Annotated in this window: 17 protein-coding genes; 7 read left to right on the forward strand and 10 right to left on the reverse strand. The window is 66.9% G+C overall.

Features of this window, described 5'->3' with window-relative positions:
• The first annotated feature begins 26 nt into the window (after positions 1 to 26).
• The 3 genes from J0I42_RS09640 to J0I42_RS09650 are packed head-to-tail and all read left to right on the forward strand — an operon-like array spanning position 27 to position 3417.
• A complete protein-coding gene (locus J0I42_RS09640; protein ID WP_291654613.1) occupies positions 27 to 1385 on the forward strand; it encodes an NAD(P)/FAD-dependent oxidoreductase in 1359 nt (452 codons plus the stop codon).
• Positions 1382 to 2185 (forward strand): DUF1365 domain-containing protein, encoded by an 804-nt coding sequence (locus J0I42_RS09645; protein ID WP_291654614.1) that lies wholly within the window; start codon positions 1382 to 1384, stop codon positions 2183 to 2185. Before J0I42_RS09640 ends, J0I42_RS09645 begins: the two co-directional genes overlap by 4 nt.
• On the forward strand, positions 2182 to 3417 hold the full coding sequence (locus J0I42_RS09650) for an SAM-dependent methyltransferase (protein WP_291654615.1): 1236 nt from the start codon (positions 2182 to 2184) through the stop codon (positions 3415 to 3417). The genes J0I42_RS09645 and J0I42_RS09650 overlap by 4 nt, the downstream gene beginning before the upstream one ends.
• A gap of 41 nt (positions 3418 to 3458) precedes the next feature.
• Here the strand turns inward: J0I42_RS09650 and J0I42_RS09655 are convergent, their stop codons facing one another.
• A complete protein-coding gene (locus J0I42_RS09655; RefSeq protein ID WP_291654616.1) occupies positions 3459 to 3740 on the reverse strand; it encodes an anti-sigma factor domain-containing protein in 282 nt (93 codons plus the stop codon).
• 15 nt (positions 3741 to 3755) lie between these two features.
• Here J0I42_RS09655 and istA point away from each other — a divergent pair, with 15 nt between their 5' ends.
• The 4 genes from istA to J0I42_RS09675 all read left to right on the forward strand — a co-directional run bounded on the left by istA (position 3756) and on the right by J0I42_RS09675 (position 8254).
• Positions 3756 to 5801, forward strand: a complete 2046-nt coding sequence (gene istA, locus J0I42_RS09660) for an IS21 family transposase (protein WP_291654617.1) — start codon at positions 3756 to 3758, stop codon at positions 5799 to 5801.
• Positions 5798 to 6658 carry an IS21-like element helper ATPase IstB gene (gene istB / locus J0I42_RS09665; protein WP_291654618.1) on the forward strand — a complete coding sequence of 287 codons (861 nt, stop codon included), beginning with the start codon at positions 5798 to 5800 and terminating at the stop codon, positions 6656 to 6658. Before istA ends, istB begins: the two co-directional genes overlap by 4 nt.
• A gap of 66 nt (positions 6659 to 6724) precedes the next feature.
• On the forward strand, positions 6725 to 7345 hold the full coding sequence (locus tag J0I42_RS09670) for a hypothetical protein (protein ID WP_291654619.1): 621 nt from the start codon (positions 6725 to 6727) through the stop codon (positions 7343 to 7345).
• A 369-nt stretch (positions 7346 to 7714) separates the two neighbouring features.
• Complete coding sequence (locus J0I42_RS09675) at positions 7715 to 8254, forward strand: site-specific integrase (protein ID WP_291654620.1); 540 nt, start codon at positions 7715 to 7717, stop codon at positions 8252 to 8254.
• Between the two features lie 40 nt (positions 8255 to 8294).
• Here J0I42_RS09675 and J0I42_RS09680 read toward each other — a convergent pair whose 3' ends face one another.
• From J0I42_RS09680 to J0I42_RS09720, 9 genes are all read right to left on the reverse strand, one after another.
• Entirely contained in the window at positions 8295 to 9170 is an 876-nt protein-coding gene (locus J0I42_RS09680) for a hypothetical protein (RefSeq protein ID WP_291654621.1), read from the reverse strand.
• 55 nt (positions 9171 to 9225) lie between these two features.
• Complete coding sequence (locus J0I42_RS09685) at positions 9226 to 10434, reverse strand: AAA family ATPase (protein WP_291654622.1); 1209 nt, start codon at positions 10432 to 10434, stop codon at positions 9226 to 9228.
• A gap of 7 nt (positions 10435 to 10441) precedes the next feature.
• Positions 10442 to 11383, reverse strand: coding sequence for a hypothetical protein (locus J0I42_RS09690; protein WP_291654623.1), 942 nt, complete (start codon positions 11381 to 11383; stop codon positions 10442 to 10444).
• A gap of 126 nt (positions 11384 to 11509) precedes the next feature.
• Positions 11510 to 12454: a hypothetical protein gene (locus J0I42_RS09695; protein WP_291654624.1), complete on the reverse strand. Its 945-nt coding sequence runs from the start codon at positions 12452 to 12454 to the stop codon at positions 11510 to 11512.
• A gap of 168 nt (positions 12455 to 12622) precedes the next feature.
• Positions 12623 to 12895, reverse strand: coding sequence for a helix-turn-helix domain-containing protein (locus tag J0I42_RS09700; RefSeq protein WP_291654625.1), 273 nt, complete (start codon positions 12893 to 12895; stop codon positions 12623 to 12625).
• Positions 12896 to 12979: 84 nt separating this feature from the next.
• Positions 12980 to 13978, reverse strand: a complete 999-nt coding sequence (locus J0I42_RS09705) for a hypothetical protein (RefSeq protein WP_291654626.1) — start codon at positions 13976 to 13978, stop codon at positions 12980 to 12982.
• Positions 13979 to 14096: 118 nt separating this feature from the next.
• Positions 14097 to 15092, reverse strand: a complete 996-nt coding sequence (locus J0I42_RS09710) for a hypothetical protein (RefSeq protein WP_291654627.1) — start codon at positions 15090 to 15092, stop codon at positions 14097 to 14099.
• 117 nt (positions 15093 to 15209) lie between these two features.
• The gene (locus J0I42_RS09715; RefSeq protein ID WP_291654628.1) at positions 15210 to 16616 is read right to left on the reverse strand and encodes an exonuclease domain-containing protein; all 1407 of its coding nucleotides are present in this window, start codon (positions 16614 to 16616) and stop codon (positions 15210 to 15212) included.
• Positions 16617 to 16628: 12 nt separating this feature from the next.
• Positions 16629 to 17090 (reverse strand): hypothetical protein, encoded by a 462-nt coding sequence (locus J0I42_RS09720; protein WP_291654629.1) that lies wholly within the window; start codon positions 17088 to 17090, stop codon positions 16629 to 16631.
• Positions 17091 to 17236: the final 146 nt, after the last annotated feature.

Consider the following 17236-nt stretch of genomic DNA (forward strand, 5'->3'; position numbering starts at 1 on the left):
TCCGGCCCCAGCCGCGTATACCCGTCATGAGTGATAAAGCAGCGACGATGGAACGGGCACAGGGCAAGGCGATGCGGATCGCCGTGATCGGTGCCGGCATATCCGGTCTCTCGGCGGCATGGCTGCTGGGGCAGGCACATGACGTCGTGCTGTTCGAGGCCGCGCCTCGCCTTGGCGGCCACGCCAACACGGTTCGCGTTGCGGGGGCCGGCGGCGAGACGGCGGTCGATACCGGCTTCATCGTCTACAACGAGGCGACCTATCCGAACTTCATCGCGCTGATGGAGCATTTGCGCGTCGCCACCCAGCCGACCGAAATGTCCTTCGCCGTATCGCTCGATGGCGGGCGGCTTGAATATAGCGGCACCAGCGTCGCAGGGCTGTTCGCCCAGCGCAGCAATCTCGTGCGCCCGCGCTTCTGGGCCATGCTGCAGGACATCACCCGCTTCTACCGGAATGCATCGAGGGATGTGCTGGCGGGGCACGCTGCTGATTTCTCGCTCGGCCACTATCTCGCCGCCGGAGGCTATGGCGCCGCTTTCCGGGACGATCATCTCCTGCCGATGGCGGCCGCGATCTGGTCGGCTCCCTGTTCGGAGATCCTGTCCTATCCGGCCGCCGCCTTCCTGCGCTTCCATCACAATCACGGACTGCTCCAGCTCACCGATCGGCCCGTCTGGCGCACCGTCACAGGCGGCAGCAGCGTCTATGTCGAGCGACTCCGCGCTGCCTTTTCGGGTGAAGTAAGGGTCGGGGGGCCGGTGCGTCAGGTTCGACGTGGGGCAAACGATGTCGTTCTGGCCGGCGACGGCTGGGCAGAAACCTTCGACCAGGTCGTCTTCGCAGGCCATGCCGACCAGACGCTCGCCATACTCGCCGATCCCGGCCCGGCGGAAGCCGAGGCGCTGGGCGCCTTCCGCTACAGTCGCAACCGCGCCGTCCTGCATGGCGACGAAGCGTTGATGCCCAAGCGCCGCCGGGCCTGGGCGAGCTGGAACCATATCGGTCAGCGCGCGCAGCCGGATTCCGCCTGCGCGGTGACATACTGGATGAACCGGCTCCAGGGCCTGCCGGAGGCTCAGCCCTTCTTCGTCACGCTGAATCCGCCGGATACGCTGCGCGACGAAGCCATCTTCCACGAGGAGATTTACGAACACCCGCTGTTCGATGCCGCAGCTCTCGACGCGCAGGAACGGCTCTGGTCCTTGCAGGGCATGCGTCGAAGCTGGTTCTGCGGCGCCTATTTCGGATCGGGCTTCCATGAGGATGGCTTGCAGGCGGGGCTTGCCGTCGCCGAGGCCCTCGGCGGCGTCCGCCGGCCCTGGAACGTCCGCAACGAATCCGGTCGCATTCCGATCCTGCCGCGGCTGGAGCAGGCCGCATGACCCTGCAATCCGCCCTCTATGTCGGCCGTGTCAGGCACCATCGGTTCCGGCCCCGGCCCCATGCGCTGTGCTATCGCGTGTTCTGGATGTTGCTCGATCTCGACGAGATTTGTGGGCTGCCGGCGAAGCTCCGCTTCTTCTCCCGCAACCGCTTCAATCTCTACGCCTTTCGCGACGCGGATTACGGGGATCGCAGCGGGCGGCCTTTGCGGCACCAGATCGAGGAAATCCTAGAGGAAGCTGGGATCGCACATGACAGCGGCCCGATCCGGCTGCTGACCATGCCGCGCATCCTCGGCTACGCGTTCAATCCGCTCAGCACCTATTTCTGCTACCGCCGCGACGGCCGTCTCTGCGCGACCGTCTACGAGGTGCACAACACCTTCGGCGAAATCCATAGCTATGTCGCGCCTGCCGATATCTCGGAAGGCGCGCTGAGGCAGGAGGCCGACAAGGTCTTCCACGTCTCGCCGTTCATGAACCTCGACATGCGCTACGCCTTCACGGTCACCGCGCCGGGAGAGCGCGTCTCCGTCGCCATCGAGGGCAGCGACGCCGATGGGCGCCTGATCACCGCTGTGTTGAGCGGCAAGCGCACGGACCTGAGCGACGCGACCCTGTTGCGGCTGCTCGCAACCCATCCGGTGCTCACGCTGAAGGTCACCGCGGCCATCCATTGGCACGCCCTGCGCCTGCTGGCGAAGCGGATTTCCTGGCGGCCCCATCCGGCGGCGCCCGAGCACTCCTTCAGTCTTGGCAGAGCCGTGACAGCCCATGCGAAAGGACCGATGAAGCCATGAGCCGTCCCGACGCGGAACAGCATTTCAGCATGCCCGAAGAGGCGCTCGCCTTGCCAGGTGGTATCGGCCTGTCGCGCTGGTTCCTTCGCCGCCTGCTCTCCCGGATCGCCATCGGCCACCTGACGATCTTCACGCCGGATGGCGAACGGCTCTGCAGCGCGCCCGGTCTGCCGGGGCCGCAGGCGACGATGATTTTGAACAACTGGCGCTCCATGCGCCGCCTCTTGCTCGACGGCGATATCGGCCTGGCCGAGGCCTATCGCGACGAAGACCTTCACACGCCAGATCTCACGGCCTTGATCGAGCTCGGTGCGCGCAATAATGCGACACTGCGCAAGCTGATTTCGGGCGCCTGGCCGGCACGACTGCTCAACCGCCTGCGACATGTCCTCAACGCCAATACGCGTCGCGGCAGCCGCCGCAACATCACAGCGCATTACGATCTCGGCAATGACTTCTACGGCCGCTGGCTCGACTCGAGCATGATGTATTCCTCGGCGCTCTACGAGACGCCGGCCGAGACGCTCGAGGCCGCCCAGCAGCGCCGGCTCGATCGGATCATCGCCATGCTCGACCTCTCGGGCGGCGAGCACGTCTTGGAAATCGGTTGCGGCTGGGGTGCGCTGGCGGAGCGGCTGGCTCGCGAGGGCTGCCGCGTGACCGCCATCACCCTGTCGCCGTCGCAGCTAGAAGCCGCGCGAAAGCGCATTGCCGGCGCGGGCATGTCCGAGCGCGTCACCATCGAGCTCAGAGACTATCGCGACATCGCCGGGCAGTTCGACCGCATCGTTTCGATCGAGATGATCGAGGCGGTCGGCCGCGCTTACTGGCCGTCCTACTTCGACACTCTTAACCGCTCATTGAAGCCGGGCGGTCGCGTCGTCCTGCAGGCGATCACGATCGACGATGCGCTGTTCGAGAGCTATCAGAACGGCACCGATTTCATCCAGCGCTACATCTTCCCCGGCGGCAGCCTGCCGTCGGTCCCGGTGCTGAAAAACAGTGCCGAGGCTGCAGCTCTCGCCGTCGTCGAGCAGCTCGACTTCGGGGGCAGCTACGCCCTGACCCTCAAGGAGTGGCGCCGGCGCTTTCTGGAAAGTTGGGCCGAGATCGCACCTTTGGGGTTCGACGAGCCGTTTCGCCGGCTCTGGGAGTTCTATCTATGCTATTGCGAGGCTGGCTTCCGCGCCCGGACGATCGACGTCAACCTGATCGCCATGCAAGGCCGCTGACGGGCGCGGCCTGTCCCGCCGCACCCATCCGTGCCAGCCGTCTAGAGGCGCCGCGTGGTCAGTCCCTTCGCGACGATCGTGCCGGTCGGGCGACCCGTGGGAGAACCGGTGGCAGGTTCCACCGTGATCTCGAAGAGCTGGTCAGCCCCAAGCGGCAGCTTGTCCAATCGCCGGGGCACGGCGCGAGCCCGATCAATGACGCCGACAGAACGCGGCCCGGCTGCGCGGTCCCATAATGTCCGGATTTCCAGCGCACGTCCCTGCGGCACGCCGATATCCTGAAGCGGCAGCAACTCGACACGCCCATCGGCGAAGGTGTTCACGACGGCGGCTGCGACATGCTCTACGCGCTTGGCGTCGACGGTACGATCAATACGATCGACAAGGCGGGCAAGGCGACGATGAAGTCGAAGATGGACACCATGCTGTCAGCCGGCGCCATGGCCACGGTCGATTTCAATCCGGCTGCCGACCGGCTGCGGGTGATCGGCTCCGACGGCACGAACCTTCGCGTCAATGTCGATGACGGCAAGACCACGGTCGACGGCAAGCTGAAATTCGCCGAGACCGACATGCACAAGGGCGAGCCCCCCATGATCGTGGCCGGCGCCTATACCAACTCGGTCAAGGGCACGAAGGAGACAGCCCTTTACGATATCGACGGCAAGATCGGCGTCCTGATTAAGCAGGCGCCGCCCACTGACGGCGTCCTCGGCGCGGTCGGCAAGCTCGGAATCACTCCGAAGGCGATCGCGTTCGACATCGAAGCGGCGGCTGTGCACGGCGGTGAGAAAACCATCCAGTGGAGCGCCGGCATTTGTGCCGGCGCGGGCGGCGTAAAAGTCGGCCACTGGATAGGCTGCCCCCTTTCGGGGTTGGCGGGGATGTTCGCTGTGGAGATTTACGCGGCGGTTCGCGATTTCGTTTTCAACCAGGAGAAGAGCCGGCGGGAAGCGGCTCGCGTGTTTGGGCTGAGCCGCGAGACGGTTGCGAAGATGTGCCGGTTCTCGCTGCCGCCGGGCTATACGCGCACGAAGCCGGTCGAGAAGCCGAAGCTGGGTCCGCTTCTGCCGGTGATCGATGCGATCCTTGATGGGGACCGGGCGTCACCGGTGAAGCAGCGTCATACGGCGAAGCTGATCTTCGAGCGGCTTCGGGACGAGCACGGCTTTGCCGGCGGCTACACGGTGGTGAAGGACCATGTGCGGCTCTGCCGGGCGCGGGGCCGGGAGACCTTTGTTCCGCTGGCGCATCCGCCCGGGCACGCGCAGGTGGACTTTGGCGAGGCGCTCGCGGTGATTGGCGGGGTGCGTCAGAAGGTACACTTCTTCTGCCTGGACCTGCCGCAGTCGGACGCCTGCTTCGTGAAGGCCTATCCACGCGAGACGACGGAAGCGTTCCTGGACGGTCACGTCTCGGCGTTCGGCTTCTTCGGCGGCGTGCCGCAGTCGATCCTCTACGACAATACGCGCATCGCGGTGGCGAAGATCTGCGGCGACGGCCGGCGCGAGCGGACGCGGGCCTTCACCGAGCTGGTGAGCCATTATCTGTTCCGGGATCGGTTCGGCCGCCCGGGCAAGGGCAATGACAAGGGCAAGGTCGAGGGGCTGGTGAAGTATGCCTGCTCGAACTTCCTGACGCCGATCCCGGTGGCGGCGAGCTTCGCCGAGCTGAACGTGATGCTGGCAGAGCGCTGCCGCCGGCGGCAGGACGAGCGGGCTGGTCGGCATGCGCAGACGATCGGCGAACGGCTTGTGGCCGATCTTGAGGCCCTGCGCTCCTTGCCGGCAGTGCCGCTGGAGCCGTGCGAGAAGCGTGGTGCGCGTGTCTCGTTGACGGCACTGGTCCGTTATCGCTCCAACGACTACTCGTTGCCGACGGCCTATGGCTTCCAGGACGTGGTGGTAAAGGGCTTCGTCGAGGAGGTTGTGATCCTGTGCCGGGGCGAGGAGATCGCCCGGCATGCGCGCAGCTACGGGATGGGCGTGTTCGTCGCCGATCCGCTGCATTACCTGGCGCTGATCGAGGAGAAGCCGAACGCTCTCGACCAGGCAGCGGCGTTGCAAGGCTGGGATCTGCCCGAGAGCTTCCAGCATCTGCGCCACCTGCTGGAGGCCCGGATGGGCAATCGCGGCAAGCGCGAGTTCATCCAGGTATTGCGGCTGATGGAGGCTCTGCCGCGCGAGGTCGTGAGCTTCGCCGTCGGCGAGGCGATCCGGCTTGGTGCGATCGGCTTCGATGCGGTGAAGCTGATCGCGCTGGCGCGCCTGGAGCGGCGCCCGGCCCGCCTCAACCTGGCGGCCTATCCGCATCTGCCGAAGACTATGGTGAAGACGACCTCGGCCGCCGACTATGCGGTGCTTCTGCCGGGAGCGGCGGCATGACCGGCGTGAAGGAGACAATGCCGGCCGGTACGATGGCGGCGGCCCCGCAGGTTCTGCTGGCTCATCATCTCAAGCAGTTGAAGCTGCCGACGGTCCTGCGCGAATATGACAAGGTCGCGCGGGAATGCGCCCGCGACGGCGTCGATCATCCCCGCTACCTGCTGCGGCTGGTCGAACTCGAACTGATTGACCGGGAACGGCGCATGGTCGAGCGGCGGATCCGGGCGGCGCGGTTCCCGGCGGTAAAGAGCTTCGACACCTTCGACTTCACGGCGATCCCGAGCCTGAACAAGATGCTCGTGCTGGAGCTGGCGCGCTGCGGCTACATCCTGCGCCGGGAGAACATCATCGCGCTGGGCAACAGTGGCACGGGCAAAACCCATGTCGCTCTCGCGCTCGGGCTGGCCGCGTGCCAGAAGGGCTTCTCCGTCGCCTTCACCACGGCGGCCTCCCTGGTCAGCCAGCTCCTCGAGGCCCGCGACGAGAAGCGCCTGCTCCGGCTCCAGCGCGAGTTGCAGGCGGTCAAGCTGCTGATCGTCGACGAGCTCGGCTATGTGCCGCTCTCGCCGACCGGCGCCGAGCTCCTGTTCAAGGTCTTCTCGCAGCGCTATGAGCGCGGCTCGACCATCGTCACCTCGAACCTGCCCTTCGAGGACTGGACGTCCGTCCTGGGATCGGAGCGTCTGACCGGCGCGCTGCTCGACCGGCTGACCCACCACGTCAGCATCCTGGCGATGAACGGCGACAGCTACCGCCTCAGGCAATCCGCTGGTCGCCGGCGCGCCACCGCCGCGGCGGAGCAAAACCAGGCCACCATCGATGAAGCCGATCCCGAAACCGGCGAGATCATCGCCTGAGCAATCCCGGCTGCGCGATATGGCAAGGGCCCCGATCGAGGCCCTTGCCATATCCGCCGCTCCCCGATGCCAGTGGCCTGCTTTTACTCCGCCACGCTGGCCTGGAATCCGACCGCCGTTGACATCGAGGCCGTCACGTCCGAATTCGACTCTAACATCGCCCATCACCTCGGTAGGACCGACGAAGAGGCACTCGGCGGCGAGGCGGACCCGCCTACGCGGCCGCCGGATGAAAAGACCGCCGAGCTCATGGCGGCGATCGATATGTATGATGCCAAGGCGCTCGCTGCCTGGGCGGTGAAATACGAGACCGATCCCGCGAAACGTGCGGTCGCCCTTGAACAGCTCTGTGGCCCGCTCGTCGATGACGAGATCGCCCGCAAGCAACTGCTCGTCGATGACAACTCCCGCAAGCTGACGCTCGAAGCGATGGGCCATGTCGCCGACGCGTTCGGCGACATGGCGAACCGTCGCCTGACCGGCATGGACTACGCCGATCCATTCGCTGCGGGGCTGCCGGCGTGGGATGCGCCGAAGCCCTCCAAGCCTCGCCCTGACGTTGCGCCGCGCGGCGTCCTGACGGTCGAACAGCTGTTCGACAAATGGAAGGAAGCGCATGCCAAGACACGCGCCGCCGCGACCGTGCGCCGCTATGGCTTCTCCATCAACGCTCTCATTGCCTTCTAGGGCAAGAAGGACGTCAGGCTGCTAAGCCACGCCGACGTCTGGGACTGGGCCCGAGAGCGCCAGAAGACCGTCCCGGCGCATACGATCAACAAGAACGATCTCGTCGCCGTATCGTCTCTCCTGAGCTGGGCCACGACCCATCTCGCCGGACGCCTCCTGGCATCAAATCCAGCCGAGAAGGTCAAGCTTCCGGAGGAGAAAGAGACCGTCACGCGTGAGAAGCGGTTCCGCGACGGTGAGATCGCCGCGATCCTCCTCGCGTCACGCCGCGCGCGCGTCAATCCCAAGATGCCGCGGGCCTCGGCGTCACGGCGCTGGGCAGCCTGGATCTGCGCTTACGCCGGCTGCCGGATCCAGGAGATCTTCTGGGTGACGAAGGACGACATCTACTGCGAGGGCGACGTCTGGCTGATCAATTTTCCGGTCACTAAAGTCGATATCGCGCGCCGCGTACCGCTACACCCCGCTCTCATCGAGGAAGGGCTTCTCGAGTTCCATGCGCAAGCCCCGACTGGCTACCTCTTCTGCGGAGACGTTGCCCAGAAGTCGGGCGCAACGCGCACCCAGCAGGAGCAGCGCGCCAGCGAACTCTCGGAATGGATCCGGGAGCAGGTGACGCTCGATGCAAGCCTCAGCCCCAACCATGGCTGGCGCCATACCTTCGTTTCACGGGCCGACGCCGCCGGGATCAGCAAGCGGGCCAGCAATGCGATCACGGGGCACAACACGAAGAAGGACGCCAGCGACGGCTATTACGCGCCCACGCCTCAAGAGCTGAGGCAGGTGATTGAGCGCTATCCGCGCTACGATCTCGATCTGCAGGTGGAAGCGCTTACGCCATCAGAAGCCGAGGCAGCCCGTGGCGAGAACGCGACAGACTGCCCTTCCGAGGGTTCGGATGCTTCGTGATCGCGCGCCTCCGAGATCGCACGGAGGTCGGTGATCAGGGCTAGGTTATGTTTTGGCCGGGAAGCTGCAAGCTCGCCCCGAACCCCTGTCCCCTCGACTTCCAGCTGGCGCTGACCCGCCCCTTCCGCTTCAGGACATGGTCGTGGATGATGTGCTCCACGATCCGCAGCAGGCGTTCGGCATCACGGCCCTTGGGTCGGAAGAAGTAGAATTCCTGCGCTTCGCTCGCCCGCTTGGTTTCACCGAATCCAAAGGCCGTGGCGCGCATGAGCGCGAGGGGCGCTATGCCGAGCAGGGCGCAATGCGCCTGGCCGGGCTCGCTCCGCAGCCAGGGATTGAGCGCGGCGTTGTGCATGCGGGCGTGCAGGCGCTTGTCGAACTCACGCACCGACAGGTCGTGCGGCAGGCGCACAGCGAGCGACCGCTCGGCCAGGACGACGGGCGAACCCGGCATCGGAGCGCTCGGCGGCAGGATGTGCTGGAGCATCCAGTTGTCATAGCCAAGGTCGCTGCAGAGGTGACCGTCCGGGCTGGCGGTCAGCGCGCCGTACCGGTCGGCGTTGAGTTCGCGCAACCGGTCGCGCAGATTGACCTGCGCCGTGACCGAGACCTTGTGGACCGCCATCTTCAGGCGTCGCGCGAGCCCGAGCAGACCCGTCGCGGTCGGCATCCGATTGTCCTCGCCGCAGCCTGCGCAGTAGACGAAGACCAGCTTCTCCGGCTTATAGGCCGTCAGGAAGCGTTCCTCGACGAAGGCGTCCTCGGGCAGCTTGAAGACCGCCTTGCCGCCGATGCGGGGCCACTGGGTGGGGTACCATTCGGTGACCGCGCCGGCGCTGCCTGGCGGCAGGAGCCTGCTGCCAATCGCGCGCCTGGCCGGGTTCGTCACGCTCATGCTGTGATCAATTGTGGTCATCTTCTGCTTTCTCCGTGCTGGGTTTCGCAGGGGCATTCCCGTTCTCACCCTCGCTTCACCTCCTTTCTCCCTTCGAGACCGGATAGATGAATCCTATCGGCTTCCTCGCGCCCGCCTTCCCGGCGAGCAGGACCTGCTCGGCCCCGCGGATGTCCTCGGCAACGAGGTGCCGGCGCCCTTCCTCACAGGCGAATCCCATGGCGATGTCCCAGAGACGCGACAGGGTGCGCGGGTTGTGACCGGCGGTAGAGGTGAACAGGGCCGTTTCCGGCTCGGTAAAACTCTGGCCGACGCGCAGATTCGCCTCGTGGAAGATGCTCTTCTGGATGGCGAGCATCTCGCCGTCCTTCAGCGCGACCTGGAACACGATCAGGCGGTCGACGATGCTGTCGGGCAGCGGGTCCAGGCTGTTGGCGGTAGCGAACCAGAAAATGTGGTCGGCGCGAATTGGCAGATCGACGAACTCGTCGACGAAGCAGGCGGCGTTCTCGCGTTCGAGGAGCGAGTGCAGGACATTCGTCGGGGTCTCGTTCGGGTTGATCGGCGAGGCCTTCTCGATCTCGTCGATGACGATGAGCGGGCAGGCATGGCTGCCCTCGATCAGGAGTTTGGCGACCTTGCCCGGCCCCGACGACCGCCAGACCGGGGTCAGCCCGGTGAAGGCGGAGCCGCGATCCGTCATCAGGTTCATGGCGATGACCTCCGACGGCACGCCGAGCGCCTCCGCGAGCTTGCGGGCGTAGAAGGTCTTGCCCGTCCCCGGGGCTCCGACCACCACAGCGGGATCGAGCCGCAGCGGCGTGCCGGTGGTTGCGCCGAGCCTGGCCGCCCTGACGACCCAGGCCGTCACCTCCGCGAACTGCGGGCAGATCGCATCGAGGCCGACGATCCCCGCGATCATCGCCTCGTCGGGGATGACGAGCTTGCGCCAGGGACCGTGCTCGTCGGATTGCATCCGGTTCCAGAGCTTGATCTGGCGCGCTTGGGCGGCGTCTTCGTCGTTATTGACCTCAACGGGATCACCGACAAAACCGTCGCCATGGCCGAGCCGGCGCGCCAGCCGGTCGGCATCGTAGATTTCGATAGCGGGGCCGGCGGGCTCGGAAGTAGCCGCATCAGGCGAGGCCGGTTCGTCGGTCGGCGATGCTGGCGTTCCGCTCTCGGGCCGTTGCCGGCGCAAATGGCTGAGCAGGACTCGATTCTCGTGATCGCTCCGGGACTGGACGAACTCGGTGTCGGCGTCGTTGGAGGTGACGCTGTTCATGACCGCCTCACAGCTCGACGCCGCCGAGGACGGTCACGAAGGGTGGCCCCTGGCGAGCGATGCGGCGCCCGACGCCAAGTGCGATCTCAACGAGCGCGCGCATCGAATCGGGATCGGCGGTACGCTCGGATATGAGCCGCTCTAATTCCATCTTCGCGACGAGATCGCCAGAGCTGCGCGCTGGCCATAGCCCGATGCTGCAGAGCCGAGCATAGGCGAGGATTAGAGCACCGCGGCGGGCGGCGTACCAGGACGGCCCGGGCTCCTCGGGCTCGGACCAGGCGTCGATCGCAGCGAAAAGGCACCGTGCGTCGCTCAGCAGTGCCGGGAGATCCGGAGGCGCGTTGAACCAGGCCTCCAGCGCATGCGCGTCTTCGAGGTGATAAACGCCGGGACCGGTTTCGTTCTCGTCTCGCTCCGGCAAGACCTCCCCACGGAAGCGTCGTGCAGCCATCTCCATGCCGACCGGAATGCGCGCGCCGATCACCAGCCGCATGCCGCCCGACCGAACGGTCGCCCGCAGCGCGCGATTCATCAGCGCCGGATCGTGACGGCCGTCGCCATCGGCGCGGTATTGTCGGGCGCGCTCCTTCGCCAGCATGGCTTGCGCGAAGTCGTCATCGGGAGAGCCCGGCGGCACGAGCAGCATCGCAATCTCCCCGGCATGCGAAAGGATTGCGAGCGCATTACCGGTGTCGACGCGGGCCTCGAGGGCGGAGGGATCGGCCTCGGCGAGCGCGAGGAAGCGCTCGTACTGCTGCGCATGAACCAGTGCCCGCCCGCGCAGGTCGAGGAGCGGCGGGAGCAGCCCGAGCAGCGCGGCATGGCGCTCCTGATCATCGGGTCTGTCGGGAAGCAGCGTCTCGAGCCGGGCGAGCTCGTCGAGAATGGGACGCGACCTCGTCTTTGCGAGCGTCAGATCGCGCAGGGTGCTGGCGGTATCCGTCATGGTCGTACCTTTTGTCCTGGGGGCGGACTGCCCGCGCCTCCAGCTCCCCGTCCTCGCCATGACGAAAGGCGCGCCGGCGAGGACGCGCCTTCCAGAATGGCCGAGCTGATTCCCGCAGCGCGGGTGTCAGTCGCGCTCGTCGACGTTCAGGAACCGCAAGCTCTGGCCGGAGACCGTCTCGCCCTGGCCCAAGGCGATTTCCCAGAGGGCGCTGAGCCGGTCCGGATCGCCGTCGCGGGCGCGGACGAGATCGCGCGCGGCGATCTTGGCCGCGACATCCCCCTCGGTCCGCGCCGGCCACAGCGCGACGCGCAGCAGACGGGCATAGGCCAGGATCAGCCCGCCTTCGATCGCATCGCCGGTCATGGGGTCCGGCTCGGCAATGCTGCGCAGCCCGTCGATCAGCGCCAACACCTCCCTGGCACCGCCCAGCAAGCCGGCGAGATCCGGCGCTGCGTCGAAGTAAGCCTTGAGGCTTTCAGCCTGCTCCAGCGAATGCGTGCTCGGAGCGCCGGGCGCGGCCACCTCCGGCTTCGGCTGCAACGCCCCGACCCGGCGCGCCATCGTCTCGATCATCTCGCTGATCGCCTCAGCGCCTGCCGGCAGGGCCAGGTGGACCGGCCGGCGCGGAAGCTCGCCGACAGCGCGGCGCGCCAGCGCGATCTCTTCGCCATCGCCGTTCCGGCGCGCATGACGCAGCAGGTTGCGACCGAACTGCTCGCGCGCCCAAGCGTCGTCCTCGGAGCGGGCCGGCAGCAGGAGCAGCGCCAGGTTCGACGCATTGGTCAGGATCGTCAGCGCATTGGCGACGTCGATCCAGATCTCGACCTGATCCTTCTCGCGCGCGAGCAGCCCGATCAGCCGGCGAACCTGTTCGGTATGGGCCTGGCCGCGGCCGCGCAGCGCCAGCAGGCTCGGCAACTGATGGCGGAAGATGGCGAGGCTTTCCAGCTCGCTCGGCGCCTCGGGGACGAGGCGTTCCAGGGCGGCGAGGTCGTCGACGATTTGGTACACGGTCGGGTCGACGGCGATGGTGCTGAGCAGCTCGTCGCGATGGGCGGTGATCTTCATGGTGTTTCCTTTGAGTCCATAGGGGTGACGGTGTCGTTCCGTCGAAATCCTCCTTTCTCTCGCTGATTTAGGCCGCTCCGCGGGCCTGAGACTCGAAAGGGCAGTACCGGTGAAGGCACTGCCCTGCTTACTGGCGGATGACCGGAGCGACTATCGGGCGCTTCGGCCCTACTCGGTCGCGAACAGCGCAGCGATCGGTATACGGAGGGCCGGCGCGATGAGGCTCACCTCGTCGAGGTGAATCTGAGCGGATGCCGCCTCGACCGCAGCAAGCCGCTTCGCCGCGATACCGGTCCGGCGCGCGAGATCGTCGATCGACAGGCTGCGTTCTTCCCGCAGACGTCGAAGGTTGCGCGCGAGGAGCTGCGCGGCCGATAGAGGTTCAGATGGGTTCATGTGGGTCCCTTTCCTTCTGGATCGGGAGAGCCCCTTGGTGTCCAAGGCCGAGGCGTCGCCGCGCCCCTCACCATGACAAAGGCAGCGCCGCGGAGGCGCTGCCCTGTTGTTGTTGCTATTACCCGTCGCTTAGACGAGCTCGCTCCAGTCGAAGACGAGCCTGTCGCGGGCGTCGACCGGCAGCGACCTGACCCAGGCGGCATCGGCGGAGACATGCCGGATCGCCCCCTGCATGTGGACGGGATCGCCAACCTCACCCCGCAGGTTGATCAGCGCGACGACCTCTCTCTTGAGCGCCAGCGCCGCCCGGTTGTGCACCGGCCAGATCATCGCCTGCGCCGCTGCGAGATAGCCGGCGATGCGCGCGCCCTCGGTCGCGACCATCAGCTCGCCGGCGTTCTGCGGTCCGCGGCTCGCCAGCGCAACCAGCCTGTCGCAGGTGTCGAACATCTTGCGCGCGCGGGCGAGTAGATGATCGAGGTCGGGCGCGGCCTTCGCGAAGCCGACCCAGCCCGCGACCTGATTGTGGGCGAAGGTCGGCGGACCGCCGCGGAGCGGCAGGCCGGCGACGAGGTCCCAGCGCTCGAGCGGCCAGGTCGCCAGCCCGCGGCTGTCGCCCTGCGGCACGGCGGGCGCCGGCGGCAACATCAGCTCGGGCACAGCGAAGGCCGCGCGCTTCCAGCGCAGGCGACGTGCATGCGCCGCCTCCATCGACGCGACGTAGTCCTTCTCATGGCGGTGGTGCAGAGCGCCGGTGCGCTCGGCGAGCGCAAGCTTCGCTTCCGCCTGGTCGAGATCGTCGGCCGGCCAGATCGCGGTCAATGCGACGAAGCTCAGGCTCATGATCTGCAGACCGGCGCAGGCGAAGTCGGTGTGGGTGTCGCCTAGTTCCTTCGTGAGGCTGAGCCTGAACTCCTCGTTGGACAGCGCCTTGGCGTTGCGCGCAGCCGCCTTCAGGTCGATCGGCTGACGCCTGAACGCCACGAGCTCGTCGAGGCTGGGATCCTCTCCGCCGGCGATGTCCATCGCCAGCGCGATCGGATCGCGTAGCATCTTGCCGTCCCTATCATCCACCGGGCCGCCGCCGTGCGGGGCGAGCGAGCGACCGCCCTGGTCATTTTTCGTCATGTCGAACTCTTTTCTCGTGGGTTACGACCATCTGGCCGCGCGTCCCCTCCGCTCCCGGAATCGAAAAAGGCGCCCCGTGCGGGACGCCTCCATCAGGTCATGAGTCTGCGATCGGCTGTCAGACGATCGGAATCCACTCGGGATCGAGCTCGAGCGTCGCCCCGAGCCTGAACCCCTTCGCGATCCAGTTCGCCTGAGAGACGACATGGCGGATCGCCGCCTGCAGGTGCAGCGGATCGGGCCGCGAGGCCCGCTCGTTGACGAGCGCGACCAGCCTGAGCTTCGCCTCGGCATCGGCGGAGTAGCGCATCGCCGGCCAGATCGCGGCGCGCGCCGCTGCAAGATAGGCGAGGATACGAGCGCCCTCGGCCGCACGGCGCAGGAGCCGGGGATCCTTGGCGGTCGTGTCGGCGAGCACCATCAGCCGGTCGGCTGTCGCGATCATCCGGGCGAAGCGGTCGACCAGATCGGAAAGCGTCGGATAGGTATCGACGAACGCGGCCCAGCGGGCAATCTGCGTGCTGTCGAGGATGGCGTCGCCGCCCGCGAGCGGCACGGTATCAACTAGGTCGAAGCGCGAGAGAGGCCAGGTCGCGAGGCCACGCTCGGACATCGCGGGCGCAGCCGGCTCAGGCGGCACGATACGCTCGCCGACCGCAAAGGCGGCCCGATGCAGCCTGATGCGGCTGGCATCCTCGACGGAGAGCATCGGCGCGATCCGATAGTCGGTATCATCGCCATGCATCCGGGTCTCCCGGGCCAGCGCCTGCTTGGCGTCGGCGTCCGCGACCGTGTCGGTCGGCCAGACCGCCACCATGGCGGTGCAGCTGAGCCCGACGATCTTCAGCCCGACCCGCGCCATCCGGATCTCATGGGTCTGCTCGCGGCTATAGGGCAGCCGGTCTGCCTCGTCGTCGCAGCGTTTTGCTTCGCGGGCGAAGATCGCGAGATCCGGCGCGCTGCCGCGGAATGCGAGCAACTCCCCAAGCGAGGGATCGTCGCCGAGCGCGTCGGTCATGCTGGCGAGAGGATCGCGGATCGGCCCGGTCCGTCGCCCCTCATCCGCATCGTTCCGATGCGGCGCGATGCTCCTGTCCTGATTGTCCTTCGTCATGATGGTCTCATTCTCGTGGGTCACAGCCCCAGCGGCTGCGCTTCCCCTCCGCTCCCCCGGAATCGAAAAAGGCGCCGTCACCGGCGCCTTCCTCGTCATCGACAGGGTCTGTGCCTCTCAGGCCGCGAGCGCGAAGAACCGGCCGCGCTCGTCGAGCCAGCGCTCGATCGCATCGAGATGCCCATGGCGTCCGACATCGTCCGCCGGCAGCGTTTGGCGCAGGATCGCGATCTCGGCCAACGCTTTCGGTAGCGTGAGCCACGGGACATCGGCCTCGATCAGAAGCCGCTCGCGCAGCCAGCCCTGGCCCTTCTGCCAGGCGATCGCAGACAGCGATTGCGGCGCCTCCAGCAGCATCAGCCGGTTGGCGAAGGCTTTCAGCCGCGCGTCATGAAAGCCCGCCGCGATCGCGGGGCGATCCGGCCAGGGCGAAGCATGCCAGCGAGCGCAAGACCGGGCATCCTCATGCGAGAGGAAGCCCCCCGCATAGAGCGTCGCCTCGTGATGGGGCGAGGGCTCGCGATCGGCGAAGCGGCCCGCCATCGCGACGGCAAGGTTCGCCCGGAAGCCGGCATCATCGCGGATGCGGGCGGCGCGCTCGTGGTAGAGCGCAAGATCGCGATGGTCCTCGTCCAAGGCGTGGCAGCCCTGCTCGTAGGCCAACAGGATCGGCTGGGCGTTGGTCTTGACCGCCCGGATCGGTCGGACACCACGCTGCGAGAACAGCGCGACGATCTCGTCGACGGCTAAGTCGAGATACGCCGCCGGATCGACCGTGAGGTCGGCCACCGCCCAGGAGGTTGCGACAGTCGGGTTCGCCGTGACGCCGACCACCGGCGTCAGTCGCGCGGACCCGCCGAGCAGCAGCACCTCGCCGCTCGCCATCATCCGGTGCGGCACGCCCTTGTCGGCGAGGCCGAGCAGCGTCGCGACGGCGGTCGGGGCGACGTCCCGCAGATGCCGCAGCAAGGCGAGCGTCGCCTTGGTGTCGGCCATGGCGTCATGCGCCTCGTCTTCCGAGAGCGCGATGCCGTTGGCGCGGCAGATTTCGCCGAGCCTGAAGATGGGCTTGGCTGCCGCGCCGAGCGGGACGGTGATGGCATCGGGCTCCAGCATCGCCACGGCCCGCACCATGGTCAGCAGGTCGGCGCGGCGATGGCCGTTCAGCGAGGTCGCATAGGCCGGCATGAGATGGGTGAAGAAGGCGTGCCGCAGCACCTCCTCGTCGAACCGAAGCGTGTTGTAGCCGATGATCGTCGCGGGCGCCCAGACCTCCAGCGCCCTGGCGATGATGCCGAGCATCTCGGTCGAGGACAGCGGGGCCTGCTCCAACTGTTCAGGTCGGATGCCGCTCGTCAGAAGGGCGGCAGGCGCCGGAACCACATGCGCCGGCAGCCGGCAGCGCAGCGAGAGCTCACCGAGCGGCCGAAGATCGGCATCGGTCTGAATCAGCGCCGCTTGCAGCGGCAGGTTCCATTGTGGTTCGAGGCCGCTTGTCTCGAGGTCGTAGATCACGAAGGACACGGGTTCAGGTCCTCAGTGCCGGCTCGGCGAGCGGCCGGGCTCGACCGCTACCTTCGTCAGGTTGATGCCGAGTTCGCGGGCATCCTGCTGCATCGCCGCCTCGACCATCCAGGAGGTGCGCGTCCGGCGGATCTCGTGCTCGTCGAAAGCCATGGCCTCGTACACCATGATCTTGGTCTCGAAGTGCTCCGTCGCCCGCGCCGGCGCCTCGGCCAGCAGGAAGGCGAACAGGCGGGCGGCCGCCCGCGCCCCTTCCGCCAATTGCAGGGCGGTCAGGCCGTCCTGCTCCGGATACGCCCGCTCAGCCTGCTGCTCCAGCAGCAGCGCATGCGCCATCGCCTCCTCCCAGAGCCAGTAGAACCGCTCCGGCCGATCCGTGGTCAGCCGGTAGCTGCGCCGATAGCGCGCCAGGTGCTCGGCGCTCGGCCGCGCCTCGTCCCGGGCGGTCGCGCCGCCCTCGTTCATCCTCGTCATTCCCATATCCGTTCGGGCTCGTTTCAACCCGGAACGGCTCTGTCGGCCTCAGTTCTCGGGGGTTCCCGGGATCGGGTTCCGGTTACTCCTCCTTGCATGAATGTATGATCTCGCTTCGGGCTCGAACGCAAAAATCTGGCCCGTAG

It is taken from the genome of Allobosea sp. (assembly GCF_017308015.1).
Lineage (GTDB): Bacteria > Pseudomonadota > Alphaproteobacteria > Rhizobiales > Beijerinckiaceae > Allobosea.